Source organism: Kiloniellales bacterium, assembly GCA_030064845.1.
Classification (GTDB): domain Bacteria; phylum Pseudomonadota; class Alphaproteobacteria; order Kiloniellales; family JAKSDN01; genus JASJEC01.
In genome coordinates, this window is record JASJEC010000050.1 from 1 (window position 1) to 15,329 (window position 15,329).

Genomic DNA, 15,329 nt, shown 5'->3' on the forward strand with positions numbered 1-15,329 from the left:
AGCAGGTCTTCGCCGCGGCCGAGTACTCGATGACGCCGTTCAAGCTGGACGCCGAGGGGATCATCCACATCACCTCGGTGACGTCGGACGACGACGTGACCGCGACGCCGAGGGTCGACTGGCAGCAGAGCGGCGCCGGCGCCGCGTCACACGGGAGCCGGGTAGGCAGTGCCGAGGGCGCGCCGGCCAAGCTTCCCGACGGGTTCGAGCTGGATCCGGATCAGAACATCATCGTCGTCGAGGTCTACTACGACTACACGCCGGTCTTCTTCGACGGCGTCATGCAGCCCAAGACCATCGGGCAGGTCGCTCTCCATCGCCCGCGCCTGGTGCCCCTCAACGATCTGAAGCCCTAGTCGGAGATAGACAGTATTTACAAATAGCTTACTAATAATATCGAGTTAAAAACCAGCTAGGGAAAATATGCGAAAAAACATAGATAGGGTTGTAGCGTTTACCAGATAAATATAATAGTCCTTAAACCTCTCTAGGTAGAATGCCTCCTGGTAATTCCTAGTCCTGGAGAGGTAATCGATGCGCTGGTCAACAGATCTGGCGGTTTGGAGGGGGCGACTGAAGGCGATATACCGCCGTTTGACGTTCTGCGAAAGCGGGGCGTCTTTCCCGCTCTTGGCCGTCCTGACCATCCCGATCGTGGGTATCATCGGCCTTACCATCGACTCCGGGCGCGGCTACCTGGTTAAGGCCCGGATGGGCGACGCCCTCGACGCCGCCATGCTGGCGGCCGCGCACGTCAAGGACGATGAAAAGATCGACGACGAGATCCGCAAGTACTTCGACGCCAACTTTCCGCCGGGCTACATGGGCGCCACCGTGACCCTGAGCACGGCCCAGGTCGACGACGTTGCCGGCACGATCGACGTCGGCGCGTCCGCGACCATGGGCACGACCTTCATGCGCATTTTCGGCAAGGATTCCGTGGAGGTCGGCACGGGCACCCAGGTCACCCGCGAGACCGTCAGCATGGACGTGGTGCTGTCCATGGACATGTCGGGCTCGATGAGCAATTCCGACGGCTCGGGCAGCACGCGCATCATCGCCGCGCGGACCGCTGCGCTGACCCTGGTCGACGTGCTCTACGGCAACAAGACGGCCTCGGACCTCCTGACCATCGGCCTCGTGCCCTGGAACGGCGCGGTCAACGTCTGGGAGGACGGCACGACGTTCAACAGCTCGCTGACCACGACCACCAGCGTGGGGATCTTCGAGAACCCCATCGAGGAGGAAAATCAAACCGTCATCTACAATGTGAACAACACGCCGGTTCCATTTCTGAACAGCCCTTTAAGCTCCTGGAACGGTTGCGTCTATGCCCGCTACAGGAACGCCCTCAACAACCCCGACGGCATCGCCGACCACCTGCTCGGGCCGCTCACCACGGCCGACGGCACCGCCTGGCCGGCGTGGGCCGCGATCTCCGGCCAGGTCTTCGGTGAGGAGGAGGGGGGAGAGTGCGAGGGTGCCTGTGTCTATAGCAATTGCCTCGACCACGGCATCACGCGCCTGACCGACCAGCGGACCGAGATCGAGGACGCGATCAACGCCCTGACCAACCCGGAAGGCGTGACCAACATCGCCCAGGGCCTGGCCTGGGCCTGGCGCGTGGTCTCGCCCGGCGAGCCCTTCGCCGACGCCGATCCTTTCCCCACGGGCCTCCACGAGCGCGCCATCGTCCTGCTTACCGACGGCGAGCAGTACGGCGGCACCCGGGACGGCTACAACAGGTTCTTCGGCAGCGGCACCAGCGCCGGCGCCGGCGGCATGAACGACCGCCTGCTGGCGGTCGCCGAGAGCGTCAAGAACAGCGGGATCAAGATCTACGTGATCCAGTTCTACTTCGACGACGGCCCGCTGCAGACCCTGCTCAGGCAGGTCGCCTCGAAGCCCAAGGCGCCCTACTACCACTTCGCGCCCAACGGCGACGCCTTGAACGCCGCGTTCGAGGAGATCGCCGACGATCTGTCAGCCTTGAGGATCTCGCGATGATGATTGCTGCTCTCCGCCACCGGCTCGCCCGTCTCGGACGCCGCTCGGACGGCCTGGCCGCCGTCGAGTTCGCCTTCGTCGCCCCCGCCATGCTGCTGCTGGCCGTGGGCACCTTGGAGGTGGGCATGATCTTCTTCGGCAACACGCTGCTCGAGGGCGGCCTGCGCGAGGCCGCGCGCTTCGGCCTGACCGGCGCGCCGCCGCCGTCGGGCACGCGGGAGGACTACGTCGTCGACGTGGTCAACTCCAACGGCGCCGGGGTGGTCAAGATCACCGACGAGGACATCAGCACCCTGGTCTACCCGAACTTCACCTCGATCGGCGTGCCCGAGCCCTTCGACGACATTAACGGCAACGAGACCTACGACGGCGGCGAGCCCTTCACCGACATCAACTGCAACGGCCAGTGGGACGAGGACATGGGCCGGGCCGGCGTCGGTTCCGGCGGCGAGGTCGTGGTCTACACCGTGACCTACGAGATGCCCATGATGACCGGCCTGCTCGACTCGATGATGGGCGAGGGCGGCAAGGTCCCCTTGTCCGCCAGCGTGACCGTGCGCAACGAGCCCTTCGACAACGGGTTCCCGGGATGTTGAGCCCGATGCGCATATTGCGGCGCCTGTGCCGCGGCAGCGAGGGCGTCAGCATCATCGAGTTCGCCATGATGGCGCCGGTCCTGACCTTCCTGCTGCTCGCCGGCATCGAGATGGGGCGCTACGTCCTGCTGCAGCAGAAGCTGAGCCGCCTGGCGATCAGCACCAGCGACCTGATGAGCCGCGCCCAGGCGGCCACGGTCGACGACATCGAGCAGGTCTTCGCCGCGGCCGAGTACTCGATGACGCCGTTCAAGCTGGACGCCGAGGGGATCATCCACATCACCTCGGTGACGTCGGACGACAATCCGGGCGCGACGCCGAGGGTCGACTGGCAGCAGAGCGGCGGCGGCACGGCGTCGCACCCGAGCAAGGTGGGCAAGGTGGTGAATGGCAACGGACCGCCGGCCAAGCTTCCCGACGGGTTCGAACTGGAGCCGGATCAGAACATCATCGTCGTCGAGGTCTACTACGATTACACGCCGTTCTTCTTCGACGGCGTCATGCAGCCCAAGACCATCGGACAGATCGCTCTCCATCGCCCGCGCCTGGTGCCGCTCAACGAGCTGAAGACAGATCCGGCGACGTAGAACCGGGACAGGGGATCAGAGAGCCATGCGGCTTTCCAACTCGTCGCTCCGCCTCATCAACTGCCGGGCCCTGGCACGTTTCGGTCTGTGCAGGAGCGATAAGGGCGTCGCGGCGGTCGAACTGGCCTTCGTCTTGCCCGTACTGCTCATGCTGATGATCGGCATCATCGACTTCAGCTCGCTCTTCTTCCTGCGCAACAACATGGTGACCATCGCGCGTGATTCCGCCCGCGCCCTGGCCGTGGGGGCAGTGACGCCTGCCGAGGCCAAGAAGTTGGCCGAGGACAACCTGGTCAACTGGAACGCCACCTTCACGGTCACCGCCGAAGAGCCGGTCAACCCAGGCGACACCGACGTCGTCGTGTCGATCTCGGTCCCCATGGCCGACGCAGCGCCGATCGGGTTGGTGTTCGATATGGTCGGGTTTACCGGGACGATGGATGCGCGGGTGACCATGCGACAGGAATGAAGCCCGGCAACTCCGCCAGGACCCGCGGGAGATGAGGCGGCGGCACCACCTGGGCCGCCGCTTTCGCTTTGACCGCCCGCCTGCGAATTGTCGTCGCCTTCTCGGGCACCCCTGTGATAGAGAGGGAACGATCTTGAGAAGCCGAGTCGGCGGCCGCGCTTTGGCGGAGCCGCCGATCCTGAACCGGGCGGGGCAATCGAAGACCTGGGCATGTACACGGGTTTCTATGCGCTCAAGGCGCTCCCCTTCCAACTGAACCCGGACCACCGGTTCTATTTCGACCAGGGGCCGCACCGGAAGGCCTCGGCCTACCTCCGCTTCGGGTTGAGTCAGGCCGAGGGCTTCGTCGTGATCACGGGCGAGGTCGGGGCGGGCAAGACGACGCTGATCGACCGCGCCCTGGACCAGATCCGGGGCCAGGGCCGGGTAACCGCCAAGGTCGACACCACGCAGCTCGAGGCCGAGGACTTCCTGCGCATGGTGGCCTTCGCCTTCGGGCTCGAGGACGTCGGCACCGACAAGGCGACGGTCCTGCGCCGTATCGAGAGCTTCCTGCGCCAGACCCACCGCTCGGGAAAGCGCGCCCTGCTGTTCGTGGACGAGGTGCAGAACCTGCCCTACGCGTCGCTCGAAGAGCTGCGCATGCTCTCCAACTTCCACGAGAACCAGAACGCGTTGCTGCAGATCTACCTGGTCGGCCAGCCGGAGTTCAAGAAGACCCTTTCGAGCCGCGATCTCGAACAGCTCCGCCAGCGGGTCATCGCCAACTACCATCTGCGGCCGCTGAACGTCGAGGAAACCGCGGACTACATCAGGCACCGCCTGTCCCTGGTGGAGTGGAAGAACGACCCGGCCTTCACCGATCAGGCCATGGCGGCGATCTACGAGGAGACCGGCGGCGTGCCGCGCCGCGTCAACCTTCTGTGCAGCCGCCTCATGCTGTTCGGCTGCCTGGAAGGCCTGCACGAGATCGATGCCGGCGCCGTGCGGGAAGTCGTCGCCGACATGAAGGAGGAGGGCCTGCCCTCCATGCCGGCCGCCGAGAGCGGCGGCAAGTCCGCGACCGACGACCAGGCGCTGACGCTCGCCCTCGGCATGCTGCGCCTGGCGAAGCGGATGAACGCCATGGAAGACCTGGTTGAGGGGCAGGCCGACAAGCTCGACGAGATTCTGTCGATCGTTAAGGACAAGCAGATCGGCCATGTCGGGTGACGCTCGGCCGGCGGGGCAGGGGCGTCCGGTCGAGGATCTGAGGCAGCGCCCGGCGGGCACCGTCGCTTCTCCGCGGGAAGCCCTATAGATGCTGAAATCCCCGGGCAGGATCGCCGTCGTCGGACTGGGCTATGTCGGCTTGCCGCTGGCGGTCGCCTTGGCGAAACGCTTTCCGGTCGTCGGGTTCGACGTCGACGCCCGGAGGATCGCCGAACTGGCGGGCGGCCGGGACCGCACCGGCGAGGTCGCGCCGGAAACGCTCGCCGCGAGCCCTCTGCGCTTCAGCGCCGACGAATCCGACCTGGACGGGGTCGACTGCTTCATCGTCGCGGTCCCGACGCCGGTCGACCGGACCAACAAGCCCGACCTCGGCCTGGTCCGCCAGGCCAGCGCGACGGTGGGCCGTCACCTGTCGCCGGGCGGGCTCGTGGTGTTCGAGAGCACGGTCTACCCCGGCGTCACCGAGGAGATCTGCGGCCCGATCCTGGCGGAGGCCTCCGGCCTGACCTGCGGTCAAGAGTTCTTCCTCGGGTACTCGCCGGAGCGGATCAATCCGGGCGACCGGGAGCATACCATCGACCGCATCACCAAGGTGATCGCGGGCCAGAACCAGGCGGTCACGGAACTGATGGCCGAGATCTACGGGTCGGTCACATCGGGGGGCGTGTTCCGCGCCGCGGACATCAAGACCGCGGAGGCCGCCAAGGTGATCGAGAACGCCCAGCGCGATGTCAACATCGCATTCATCAATGAAATTACCATGATTTTCAATAAGATGGACATTTCCGTTCATGACGTGCTCGAGGCCGCGCGGAGCAAGTGGAACTTCCTGGGCTTCGCCCCCGGCCTGGTCGGCGGCCACTGCATCGGCGTGGACCCCTATTACCTGGCCCACCGGGCCGCGGAACTGGGCCACCGGCCGGAGGTCATTCTGGCCGGCCGGCGGATCAACGACGGGATGGGCAGCTACTTTGCCGAGAGGATCGCCGAGCAGCTCGACGGGTCGTCGCGCATCCTGGTGCTGGGCCTGACCTTCAAGGAGAACGTCCCGGACCTGCGCAACACCAAGGTGGCCGACCTGGTGGCCGCCCTGCGCGGCGCCGGCCATCTGCCGGAGGTGCACGATCCGCTGGCGGACCCCGGCGAGGCCAAGGCGCTCTACGGCATCGATCTGCACCGGGAGCTCGACGGACTCGGCGGCTACGACGCCCTGGTCGGGGCGGTGCCGCATGCGCAGTACCGCGACCTCGACGCCGAGGACTTCCGGCGGCTGATCACGCCGGGCGGCCTGCTCGCCGACCTCAAGGGCATGTGGCGGGACTGGCCGCTGCCGGGCGGCTTGAGGCGCTGGACGGTCTAGAAGGGCGGCGAAAAACTCTTGAGCCCTTGATCACGGTCATCCTTCGACAAGGGGCGCGGCCCGGCGCTTCGCGCGGATGAGGGTCTCTTCCTGATACAATCCGCCCTCACCCGCGCGAAGCGCGAGTGCTACGCACTCTTGTCGAAGGGTGATGGTGCTGGCTAGGCACTGTTTCGGCGGCCATTTTGTTCGAGTGGTACAGCGACAGGATTATCCTCTCGTCAAGAATTAGACTCTACGCTTCGAGCGTCCCGGCATCCGGCCCTCTTCAAACGACTGAAAAAATGGGCAGATGAAGAGTTCGCCTGACGGCTCCAAGCAACCAGCACCGTCCGTGTTCCGGGCCCATGCTTCCGGCCGGCACGCGCCGGTGTCTGGCCCGAACAAGGCGGCCGAGGCGCTCGACCACGGCAACGCCGACTTCATCGACCTGCCGGCGTCCGAGGCGCCGCGCGTGCTGGTCTTCGTCGAAGCCGAAGAGGAATTCGACTGGGGCGCCCCCTTGTCCCGGGACAACGTCGGCGTCTCCAACATCGCGGCCCAGGACCGGGCCCAGGAGATCTTCGCCAAGCACGGCGTGGTGCCGACCTATCTGGTCGACTATCCGGTGGCGAGCGACGAGGCTTCGGTTCGGCTCCTGGGCGGCTATCAGAGCCAGGGCCTCTGTGAGATCGGGGCCCACCTGCATCCCTGGGTCACACCGCCCCTGGAAGAGGCGGTCACGGCGCGCAACTCCTTTGCCGGGAACCTGCCGCCCGAACTGGAGCGCGAGAAGCTCTACCAGCTGACCGCCATGATCGAGCGGAGCTTCGGCCAGCGGCCTAGGGTCTACCGCGCCGGGCGCCACGGCGTCGGACCCTGGACCGGCAGTGTCCTCGAAGACTTCGGCTACGCCGTAGGGACCAGCGTCGTGCCCTACACCAGTTTCGAGGACAAGGGCGGGCCCGATTTCCGGCGCATCGAGCCCCGGCCCTATTGGTTCGGCGAGCGGCGGCCTCTGCTCGAGTTGCCGTTCACTGTCGGGTTCGCGGGCTTGCTGGCCTTCGCGGCGCAGGCCCTGTTCCCGCGGATCTCGAGCGACTGGGGCCGGGAGCTGCAGCTGCCCGAGCTCCTGGCGCGCCTCGGCCTCCTGGAGCGCATCGGCCTGACGCCCGAGGGCGCCGACCACGACGCGCACCGCCGTCTGCTCGACAGCCTTCTGGCCCGCGGGTGCCGGGTCTTCTCTCTGAGCTACCGCTCCTCCTCGCTGGCGCCGGGCCATACCCGCCACGTGCGGAGCGACGAGGACCTGGCGGCCTTCCTTGAGACGATCGACCGCACGCTGGACCACCTGCTGGGCAAACTGGGCGGGCGGGCGACCACGGCCACGGCGCTCTACGACGAGCTCAGCGGGAAGTATCTCGCCCCGGCAATAGTCCGTGGGGGCTGGAAGAACCGCCCGGCGCTGTCCGACCTGGCAGGCTGACGAGGCGCGCTGAGCCTTTCATGACAGCACTCGTCGCAGGTGCCTGCCTGGGCGGAAGATCGCGGACCGAGACAGGCCTCAGCTGGGAGTGGAACAATGCCGAGCTGGCACCATCACCCTTCGACAAGAGTGCGTAGCACTCGCGCTTCGCGCGGGTGAGGGCGGTTTGTATCAAGAAGAGACCCTCATCCGCGCGAAGCGCCGGGCTGCGCCCCTTGTCGAAGGATGACCGTGATCACAGGCTCCAGGCTTCTATAAGTAGATTCTCCGCCATTGGGCCGCCCCGGCCAGTCTACTCCTCGCTCACCCCGACGAGGTGCTGGCGGGCCTTCTCCAGATGGGCTTCGATCGTCGCCTCGGCGCCTTCGGCGTCGCGGCTGCGCAGGGCCTCGTAGAGCTGGCGGTGCTGGCGGTTGTAGGCCTCGATGCGCTTGGCGGTCAGGATCTTCTCCTTCATGCGCCCCCATTGGGCGTGGCTGCGCACGTCGTTGATCTGGCGGTACAGCGACAGCAGCAGGGGATTACGCGTGCATTCCGCGAGCAGGAGGTGGAAATGCTCGTCGGCGTTCGAGAAGGCCTCGCGATCCTCGCCCGCCCGCTCGACGCGCGCGAGCGCCTCGGCCAAGCGATCGAGATCCCGCGCCGTGGCGTTGACCGCCGCCAGGCGGGCGATTCTCGGCTCGAGCGCCAGGCGCACCTCGATCAGCTCCAGGGGGCTGGTCTGCTCCGCCATGGAGCTGCCGTCGGCGGCGGGGCGGAAGCTGACGAAGGTGCCGCTGCCGATCCGGCGGCTCAGAAGGCGCTGCTCCTCGAGGCGCCGCAGCGCCTCGCGCACGGTGCTCCGCGACGCGCCGAAATGGGTCGCGAGGTCGCGCTCGGCCGGCAGCCTGGACCCGTAGGCGTAGGTGCCGTCCATGATCGCCTGGCGCAGGCGCGCCGCGATCGCCGCGGCGCCGCCGGCCACCGTGCGCGGCAGCCTCGGCTTGCTTTCCGGGCCGCGCTGGTCGCTCGCATCGAGCTGAACCATTTTTCGACCTTTCGAAAAAATTGGTTCACAACTGGTTCCAAATATGGTGGAGTTAACCACGTTACGTCAACAGCGTCGTTTTGCTGATTTTCTGGCCTATTCGGCTCAAAGGGCCCCGGCGCACCGACAGGCGCTCGGCCAGAGGCGATAATTGGTATGGAATTGGTTACAACCGCTGGCGCGGCGTGACGGCATAGTCGCAGGTCTTTGGGGGGACCGGGCACGGAGCGGCGGAGCGAACCGGCCGCCCGCGCACAAGAACACCCGGGGACCTTGGATCGAGGACGGGGAGGGCGAACAGATGACGGATATCGAAGCCTTTGTGGAAGCGCCTGGACGGGCGGAGCTCGTCAAGCAGGTGCGGATGAAGATCGACGATCTCGGGATCGACTATCTCTACCTGCAGTTCGTCTCGGTGACGGGGCGGATCTGCGGCAAGGGCATTCCCGCGGATCACTGGGAATCCGTGGCTGAGCGGGGCTTCCAGCTGGTCTACGGCGCCACGGTCAACCTCTTCCTCAACCGGCACGGCGAGTACCTGGGCTACGGGCCGCAGGACAAGGAGCTGGTCGGTATTCCCGAGCCGGAGACCTTCTGCCAGCTGCCCTGGGACAAGCGGGTCGCGCGGGTCTTCTGCACCCTGTTCCGCAACCGCGAGGAGCGCGAGAATCCGGGCGCCTTCCTGACCGCTGACTGCCGCGGCAACCTGCGCCGGATCCACGACCAGTTCCAGCAGGAGCACAAGGGCCTGCATCTCCGGCACGGCACCGAGCCGGAGATGATGTGGCTGAAGAAGGGCGCGGACGGCAAGCCGGACGGCGGCTTCTCGAACCCCTACTGCTATCACATCGATCAGTTCGAGAGCCTGCGGCCGGTCTACATGAAGGTGATCGAGTACAGCAAGGCGATGGGCCTCGACATGATCCAGGGCGATCACGAGGACGCGCCCGGCCAGCTCGAGCTCAACTTCACCTTCGACGACGCGCTCAGGACCGCCGATCGCCTGACCACCTATCGCCAGATCTGCGCCCAGGTGGCGCGCGAGTTCGAGCTGATCGCCTGCTTCATGTCGAAGCCCTTCATGGGGGTCTCGGCATCGGGCTGCCACCACAACATCTCGTTCTGGCACGGCGGCGAGGACCAGGTGAACCCGCTGCACCAGGACCCGATGCCGGCGATGCCGGACGTCTTCACCTACAAGAAGGGTGGCGAGAACACCTTCATGCCGGACACCGACGATCCACAGATGCCCGGCAAGGTCGGCCTGCAGGTGGTCGGCGGCATCGTGAAGCACCTTGGCGCGCTGACCGCGATCGGCTCCTCGACCGTGAACTCCTACCGCCGGCTCTGGGACACGGGCTTCTGGGCGCCGGTCTTCGCCGACTGGGGCTACCAGAACCGGACCACGGGGCTCAGGATCTCGGCGCCCGGCCGTTTCGAGTACCGCTCGGTGGACTCCATGGTGAACCCGCACCTCATGGCCGCGGCGATCATCAAGGCGGCCGACGACGGCATCAGGAACGACATCGATCCCGGCCCGCCGGAAGACCGCAACATCTACCAGGCCATGGAGGCCGGCAAGCAGGTCAGGCGCCTGCCCATGACCCTGGGCGACGCGCTGGACGCCTTGGCCAAGGACGAGGTCATCCAGTCGGCCATGCCGGGCGAGATGTACCGGCTCTACAACGAGTACAAGCGCGACGAGTGGGAGCGCTTCCTCCACACCGTGACCGACTGGGACGTCGAGACCTATCTCGACTGTCTGCCCTGATCTGAAGGAGACGAGAAGACCATGTGCGGCATTGCCGGACTGATTCACAAGGGGTCGAGCGGGGATATCGGTCAGGAGATGACCTCGATGCTTCAAGCCTTGAAGCATCGGGGCCCTGACTCGACCGGCTTCGCCCTCTATGGCCCCGCCATGGGGGACAAGTACGTCGTGCGCTTCAAGGTGGCCGAGCAGGAGGACGCCAAGAAGGGCTTCGACATCCAGCACCAGATGGCCGAGCGCAAGGGCCTGGTCGACGAGCGCCTGCTCGAGATGGGCGCCAAGGTCGAGGCCCGGGACCAGGCGACCGACTACGCCTACCGCTACACCTTCACCTTCGACGGCGACCTGAGGCGCCTGGCCGACTTCATCGAGGACGTCGAGGGTGTCGAGATCCTGTCGCTCGGCCACGCGCTGGAACTGATCAAGGACCTGGGTGACGCCGGCGTGGTCGCGGGGCAGTACAGCCTCGGCGGCTTCAAGGGCACCCACGGGATCGGCCACACCCGCATGGCCACGGAGTCCGACGTGGACATCCGCTCGGCCCATCCCTACTGGGCCTACCCCTTCAACGACGTCTCCGTGGTGCACAACGGCCAGCTGACCAACTACTGGTCCTACCGCCGTGCGCTGGAGCGGCGCGGCCACCGCTTCATGTCGAACTGCGATTCCGAGCTGATCGCGGTCTACATCGCCGACCAGATCGACCGCGGCAACGACCTGGAGGGCGCCATGGTCCGCTCGGTCGACGAGCTCGACGGCGTCTTTACCTACCTGGTGGCGACCTCCGACAGCCTCGGCATGGCCAAGGACGTCATGGCCGCCAAGCCCATGGTGCTCTACGAGGGCGACGACCTGATCGCGCTGGCCTCGGAAGAGGTCGCGATCCGCAGCATTTTCCCGCACGAGATCGACACCTTCGATCCCTACGAAGGGGAGGTACGGGTATGGCAGAACTGAATCAGGAACATGAATCCCACCGCATGGGGATGCATACCGAGCAGCTTGCCGGGCGCACCCAGCAGGTCTTCTTTTCGGCCGAGGAAAGCGAGAACTTCACCTATCCCTATGCCTTCGAGGTCGACTTCAACAAGCGCGCCGAGTTCGACGCGGCCGATCTCGACGCGCCGGCCGTCAATCTAAGGATCCGCGAGCTGATGGCCGAAGGCCACGGCACGATCGTGATCAAGAATCCCGGCGCCAAGCACGGCCTTGGCGTCGGCATCCTGAACCGGCTGCAGCTCTATTTCGAGGGCAGCCTCGGCTACTTCGGGGTCGGTCTGATCGACGGCCCCAACGTCCGGATCAGCGGCCGCGTCGGCTGGTCCTGCGCCGAGAACATGATGGCCGGGACCGTGGTGATCGAGAAGAACGCCGGCTCGACCTTCGGCGCGGCGATCCGCGGCGGCGACCTGGTCTGCAAGGGCGACGTCGGCTCGCGCACCGGGATCGACCAGAAGGGCGGCACGATCATTGTCGGCGGCAAGACCGGCGCCTTCTCCGGCTTCATGATGCAGCGCGGCCGGATGGTCATTTGCGGCGATGCCGGCAAGAACCTGGGCGACTCCATGTACGACGGCACGATCTACGTCGGCGGCGAGATCGAGGATCTGGGCGTCGACGCGGTCGAGGGCGAGATGACCGATCTCGACCTACAGTGGCTGAAGCGCAAGCTGATGGCTTACGACCTCGAGCCGAAGAACGGGTTCGAGAACATGAAGAAGATCGTCGCCGGAAAACAGCTCTGGAACTACGACAATCTGGAGCCCACCGAGAAGAAGCTCGTTCTCTAGGAGTGGAGTAGAGAGATGGCAGCCATCGAACGCGACGCGCCGAAGCCGGCGAAAGCGGAAGCCCCGGCCAAGACCAAGCGCAACACCCACAACCTCGGCCGGAGCTTCATGTTCCCGCCGGAGGTGATCGACGACATCCACATCAAGTCCGAGCTCGGCCGCTACCGCATGCGCGGCTTCTCGCTGTTCAAGAAGATCCCGACCTGGGACGACCTGACCTTCCTGCCGGGCACGCTGACGCGCTTCGTGATCGAAGGCTACCGCGAGAAGTGCCTGACCAAGACGGTCATCGGCCCCAAGGCGAAGCGCCCGCTCGAGCTGGACATCCCGATCTACGTTACCGGCATGAGCTTCGGCGCTCTCTCCTACGAGGCCAAGACCGCCCTGGCGCGCGGCGCCACCATGGCGGGCACCGCGACCTGCTCGGGCGAGGGCGGCATGATCCCCGACGAGCGGCGCTATTCCTCCAAGTGGCTATACCAGTGCATCCAGTCGCGCTACGGCTTCAACCCGCACCACCTGCGCTTGGCCGACGCCTGCGAGTTCTTCATCGGCCAGGGTTGCAAGGTCGGCCTCGGCGGCCACTTGATGGGCCAGAAGGTGACCGACCAGGTCGCCGAGATGCGCTCCCTGCCGGCTGGCATCGATCAGCGCTCGCCGGCGCGCCATCCGGACTGGCTGGGACCCGATGACTTGGCCTTGAAGATCAACGAGATCCGCGAGGCGACCAACTGGGAGATCCCGATCCAGCTCAAGCTGGGCGCGGCGCGGGTCTATGACGACGTGCGCATGGCCGCCAAGACCGAGCCGGACTCGATCTACATCGATGGCATGGAAGGCGGCACGGGCGCGGGGCCGCACCTGGCGACCGAAGAGACTGGCGTGCCCGGCATCGCGGCGATCCGCCAGGCGCGCAAGGCGCTCGACGACGTCGGCAAGACGGGCGAGATCTCCCTGGTCTACGCCGGCGGCATCCGCAATGGCGGCGACGTCGCCAAGGCGCTCGCGCTGGGCGCTGACGCGGTGGCCATCGGCCACTCGGTCATGATGGCGCTCAATTGCAACAAGGACATTCCAGAAGCCGACTTCCAGGAGGAGATGGGCGTCGAGCCGGGCTACTGCTACCACTGCCACACCGGGCGCTGTCCGGTCGGCGTGGCGACGCAGGATCCCAAGCTGCGGGCCCGCCTCGATCCCGACGCGGCGGCCGAGCGGGTCTACAACTTCCTGCACTGCCTCGCCATCGAGTGCCAGATGATGGCGCGGGCCTGCGGCAAGACCAACGTCCACTCGCTCGAGCCCGAGGACCTGGCGGCGCTCACCATGGAGGCCTCGGCGCTCGCCATGGTGCCCCTGGCCGGCTCCCAGCACACGGTCGGGCGTCCCGACATGACCCGCTACTGAGGAGGGGAAGATGACCGAGAAGCAGGACGTCGATCACTTTCTCAAGTCCGACGGTCTCGACACCGAGCGCGAGAAGGTCATCGGCCAGCACATCGGCTACCGCTACGACGTCAACCTCGTGCCCGACTACGAGCGGCTCACGCCCTTCCTCAAGGGTTATATGGAGCATATGGGCTGGGACGACCTCAACTGGCTGGAGGACGTCCACATGGGCTACGAGGAGGGCCGGCCGGCGGTCTTCGACCGCAACATCAACGGGTGGGTGACCGTGCCAAGCGACATGAAGCTGCCGGACAACCAGCAGGACCGGGACATGATCGCACGAGAGCTGCTGATCAAGTTCCAGATGTCCGACCGCCACCCCATGGTGGAGCTGCACAAGGCCTACAAAAAGTTCTAGCGTACGGCGCGGCCGCCGCCCGAGAATGGCCGCCGCGCCCTTTCCGAGACCTCGAAGAACGAGACCCGGCGAAAAACCGGGCGGTTCCCGGAGGAACAGGTTTTGGTTTTCACGAACTGGGAGGTTTCCATGACTGTTGAGAGCACCCTTACCAAGACGGCCACGGCGATCGTCGCCGCCGCGGCGCTCAGCCTCGGCGCGGCGGTCTCCGCGAAGGCCGACTCGTCCGATCCGATCAAGATCCCGATCCACAACTGGTCGAGCCAGATCGTCGGCGCCAACATCGTCGGCAAGATCCTGAACGAGGCCGGCTACGAGGCCGAGTACATCCCGGCCGACAGCCAGGTGGTCTACACCTCCATGTGCGAGGGCGACATCGACCTGGTCCACGAGGTCTGGCAGGGCGCCTTCGGCGTCGCCTTCGAGAAGGTCGTCGACGAGGGCTGCGTGGTCGACGCGGCGACCCACGACGCCAAGACCCGTGAGGAATGGTGGTACCCCAGCTACGTCGAGGAAGTCTGCCCGGGGCTGCCCGACTGGGAGGCGCTGAACAAGTGCGCGGATCTCTTCAAGACGCCTGAGACCGGCGACAAGGGCCGCTTCCTGGCGGGCCCGGTCGACTGGCTGAAGCATGACCACGAGCGGGTCGAAGGCCTGGGCATGAACTTCCAGGTGGTCAATGCCGGATCGGCCGCCGCGCTCTGGGCCGAGCTCGAGTCCGCGTCGAAGCGCAAGGAGCCGATCGTGCTGTTCAACTGGACGCCGAACTTCATCGAGGCGATCTACGAGGGCAAGTTCGTCGAGTTCCCGGCCTACGACCCGGCCTGCAAGGACGATCCCGCCTGGGGCATGAACGCCGAGAAGACCTACGACTGCGGCAACCCCAAGGACGGCTATCTCAAGATCGGCGTCTGGCAGGGCATGCCGGAGAAGTGGCCGGGCGCCTACAAGATCATGCAGCGGATGAACTTCTCCAACCTCGACATCGCCGTGATGTCGAAGCTGGCGGACATCGACGGCATGGAGCCCGAGGAAGCGGCCGACAAGTGGCTCGCGGACAACGAGGCGAAGTGGCGCGGCTGGATCGAAGGCATCGGCAGCTGACCGTGCCCTGACGCATTGGACGTAGGCACCGCCCTCCCGGCGCGCTAAGCTGGGAGGGCGGTATGCTTTTTGCCGTCCGGCCAGGAACCCGTCGAAAGGTTCTCGGCCGGCGCGACGACAAGAACAAGCGATAACCA

At 66.0% G+C, this 15,329-nt stretch carries 15 protein-coding genes; 14 read left to right on the top strand and 1 reads right to left on the bottom strand.

All coding sequences use genetic code 11. The annotated features are described in order from the left end of the window. The 8 genes from QNJ67_15790 to QNJ67_15825 form a co-directional block, all read left to right on the top strand. Positions 1–356: hypothetical protein (locus QNJ67_15790; protein ID MDJ0610438.1), on the top strand; the 356-nt coding region annotated here is incomplete at its 5' end. 178 nt (positions 357–534) lie between these two features. Then, positions 535–2,007, top strand: coding sequence for a pilus assembly protein TadG-related protein (locus QNJ67_15795; protein MDJ0610439.1), 1,473 nt, complete (start codon positions 535–537; stop codon positions 2,005–2,007). Further along, the gene (locus QNJ67_15800) at positions 2,004–2,603 is read left to right on the top strand and encodes a pilus assembly protein (GenBank protein MDJ0610440.1); all 600 of its coding nucleotides are present in this window, start codon (positions 2,004–2,006) and stop codon (positions 2,601–2,603) included. Before QNJ67_15795 ends, QNJ67_15800 begins: the two co-directional genes overlap by 4 nt. 5 nt (positions 2,604–2,608) lie before the next feature. After that, positions 2,609–3,190, top strand: coding sequence for a TadE/TadG family type IV pilus assembly protein (locus tag QNJ67_15805; protein ID MDJ0610441.1), 582 nt, complete (start codon positions 2,609–2,611; stop codon positions 3,188–3,190). A 25-nt stretch (positions 3,191–3,215) separates the two neighbouring features. Further along, on the top strand, positions 3,216–3,659 hold the full coding sequence (locus QNJ67_15810) for a pilus assembly protein (GenBank protein MDJ0610442.1): 444 nt from the start codon (positions 3,216–3,218) through the stop codon (positions 3,657–3,659). Between the two features lie 210 nt (positions 3,660–3,869). Beyond that, on the top strand, positions 3,870–4,871 hold the full coding sequence (locus QNJ67_15815) for an XrtA-associated ATPase (GenBank protein ID MDJ0610443.1): 1,002 nt from the start codon (positions 3,870–3,872) through the stop codon (positions 4,869–4,871). A gap of 88 nt (positions 4,872–4,959) precedes the next feature. Beyond that, positions 4,960–6,231 (top strand): nucleotide sugar dehydrogenase, encoded by a 1,272-nt coding sequence (locus tag QNJ67_15820; protein ID MDJ0610444.1) that lies wholly within the window; start codon positions 4,960–4,962, stop codon positions 6,229–6,231. A 292-nt stretch (positions 6,232–6,523) separates the two neighbouring features. Further along, on the top strand, positions 6,524–7,696 hold the full coding sequence (locus QNJ67_15825) for a polysaccharide deacetylase family protein (GenBank protein MDJ0610445.1): 1,173 nt from the start codon (positions 6,524–6,526) through the stop codon (positions 7,694–7,696). A gap of 292 nt (positions 7,697–7,988) precedes the next feature. Here the strand turns inward: QNJ67_15825 and QNJ67_15830 are convergent, their stop codons facing one another. Continuing rightward, positions 7,989–8,723 carry a FadR/GntR family transcriptional regulator gene (locus QNJ67_15830; GenBank protein ID MDJ0610446.1) on the bottom strand — a complete coding sequence of 245 codons (735 nt, stop codon included), beginning with the start codon at positions 8,721–8,723 and terminating at the stop codon, positions 7,989–7,991. Positions 8,724–9,024: 301 nt separating this feature from the next. Here QNJ67_15830 and QNJ67_15835 point away from each other — a divergent pair, with 301 nt between their 5' ends. The 6 genes from QNJ67_15835 (at position 9,025) to QNJ67_15860 (ending at position 15,192) form a co-directional block, all read left to right on the top strand. Further along, on the top strand, positions 9,025–10,494 hold the full coding sequence (locus QNJ67_15835; GenBank protein ID MDJ0610447.1) for a glutamine synthetase: 1,470 nt from the start codon (positions 9,025–9,027) through the stop codon (positions 10,492–10,494). A gap of 87 nt (positions 10,495–10,581) precedes the next feature. Then, positions 10,582–11,451, top strand: coding sequence for a class II glutamine amidotransferase (locus QNJ67_15840; GenBank protein MDJ0610448.1), 870 nt, complete (start codon positions 10,582–10,584; stop codon positions 11,449–11,451). Next, a complete protein-coding gene (locus QNJ67_15845) occupies positions 11,439–12,284 on the top strand; it encodes a GXGXG motif-containing protein (GenBank protein ID MDJ0610449.1) in 846 nt (281 codons plus the stop codon). Before QNJ67_15840 ends, QNJ67_15845 begins: the two co-directional genes overlap by 13 nt. 15 nt (positions 12,285–12,299) lie before the next feature. Continuing rightward, positions 12,300–13,688 carry an FMN-binding glutamate synthase family protein gene (locus tag QNJ67_15850; protein ID MDJ0610450.1) on the top strand — a complete coding sequence of 463 codons (1,389 nt, stop codon included), beginning with the start codon at positions 12,300–12,302 and terminating at the stop codon, positions 13,686–13,688. Positions 13,689–13,698: 10 nt separating this feature from the next. Continuing rightward, positions 13,699–14,088 carry a hypothetical protein gene (locus QNJ67_15855; protein MDJ0610451.1) on the top strand — a complete coding sequence of 130 codons (390 nt, stop codon included), beginning with the start codon at positions 13,699–13,701 and terminating at the stop codon, positions 14,086–14,088. A 129-nt stretch (positions 14,089–14,217) separates the two neighbouring features. After that, complete coding sequence (locus tag QNJ67_15860; GenBank protein ID MDJ0610452.1) at positions 14,218–15,192, top strand: ABC transporter substrate-binding protein; 975 nt, start codon at positions 14,218–14,220, stop codon at positions 15,190–15,192. Positions 15,193–15,329 lie beyond the last annotated feature (137 nt).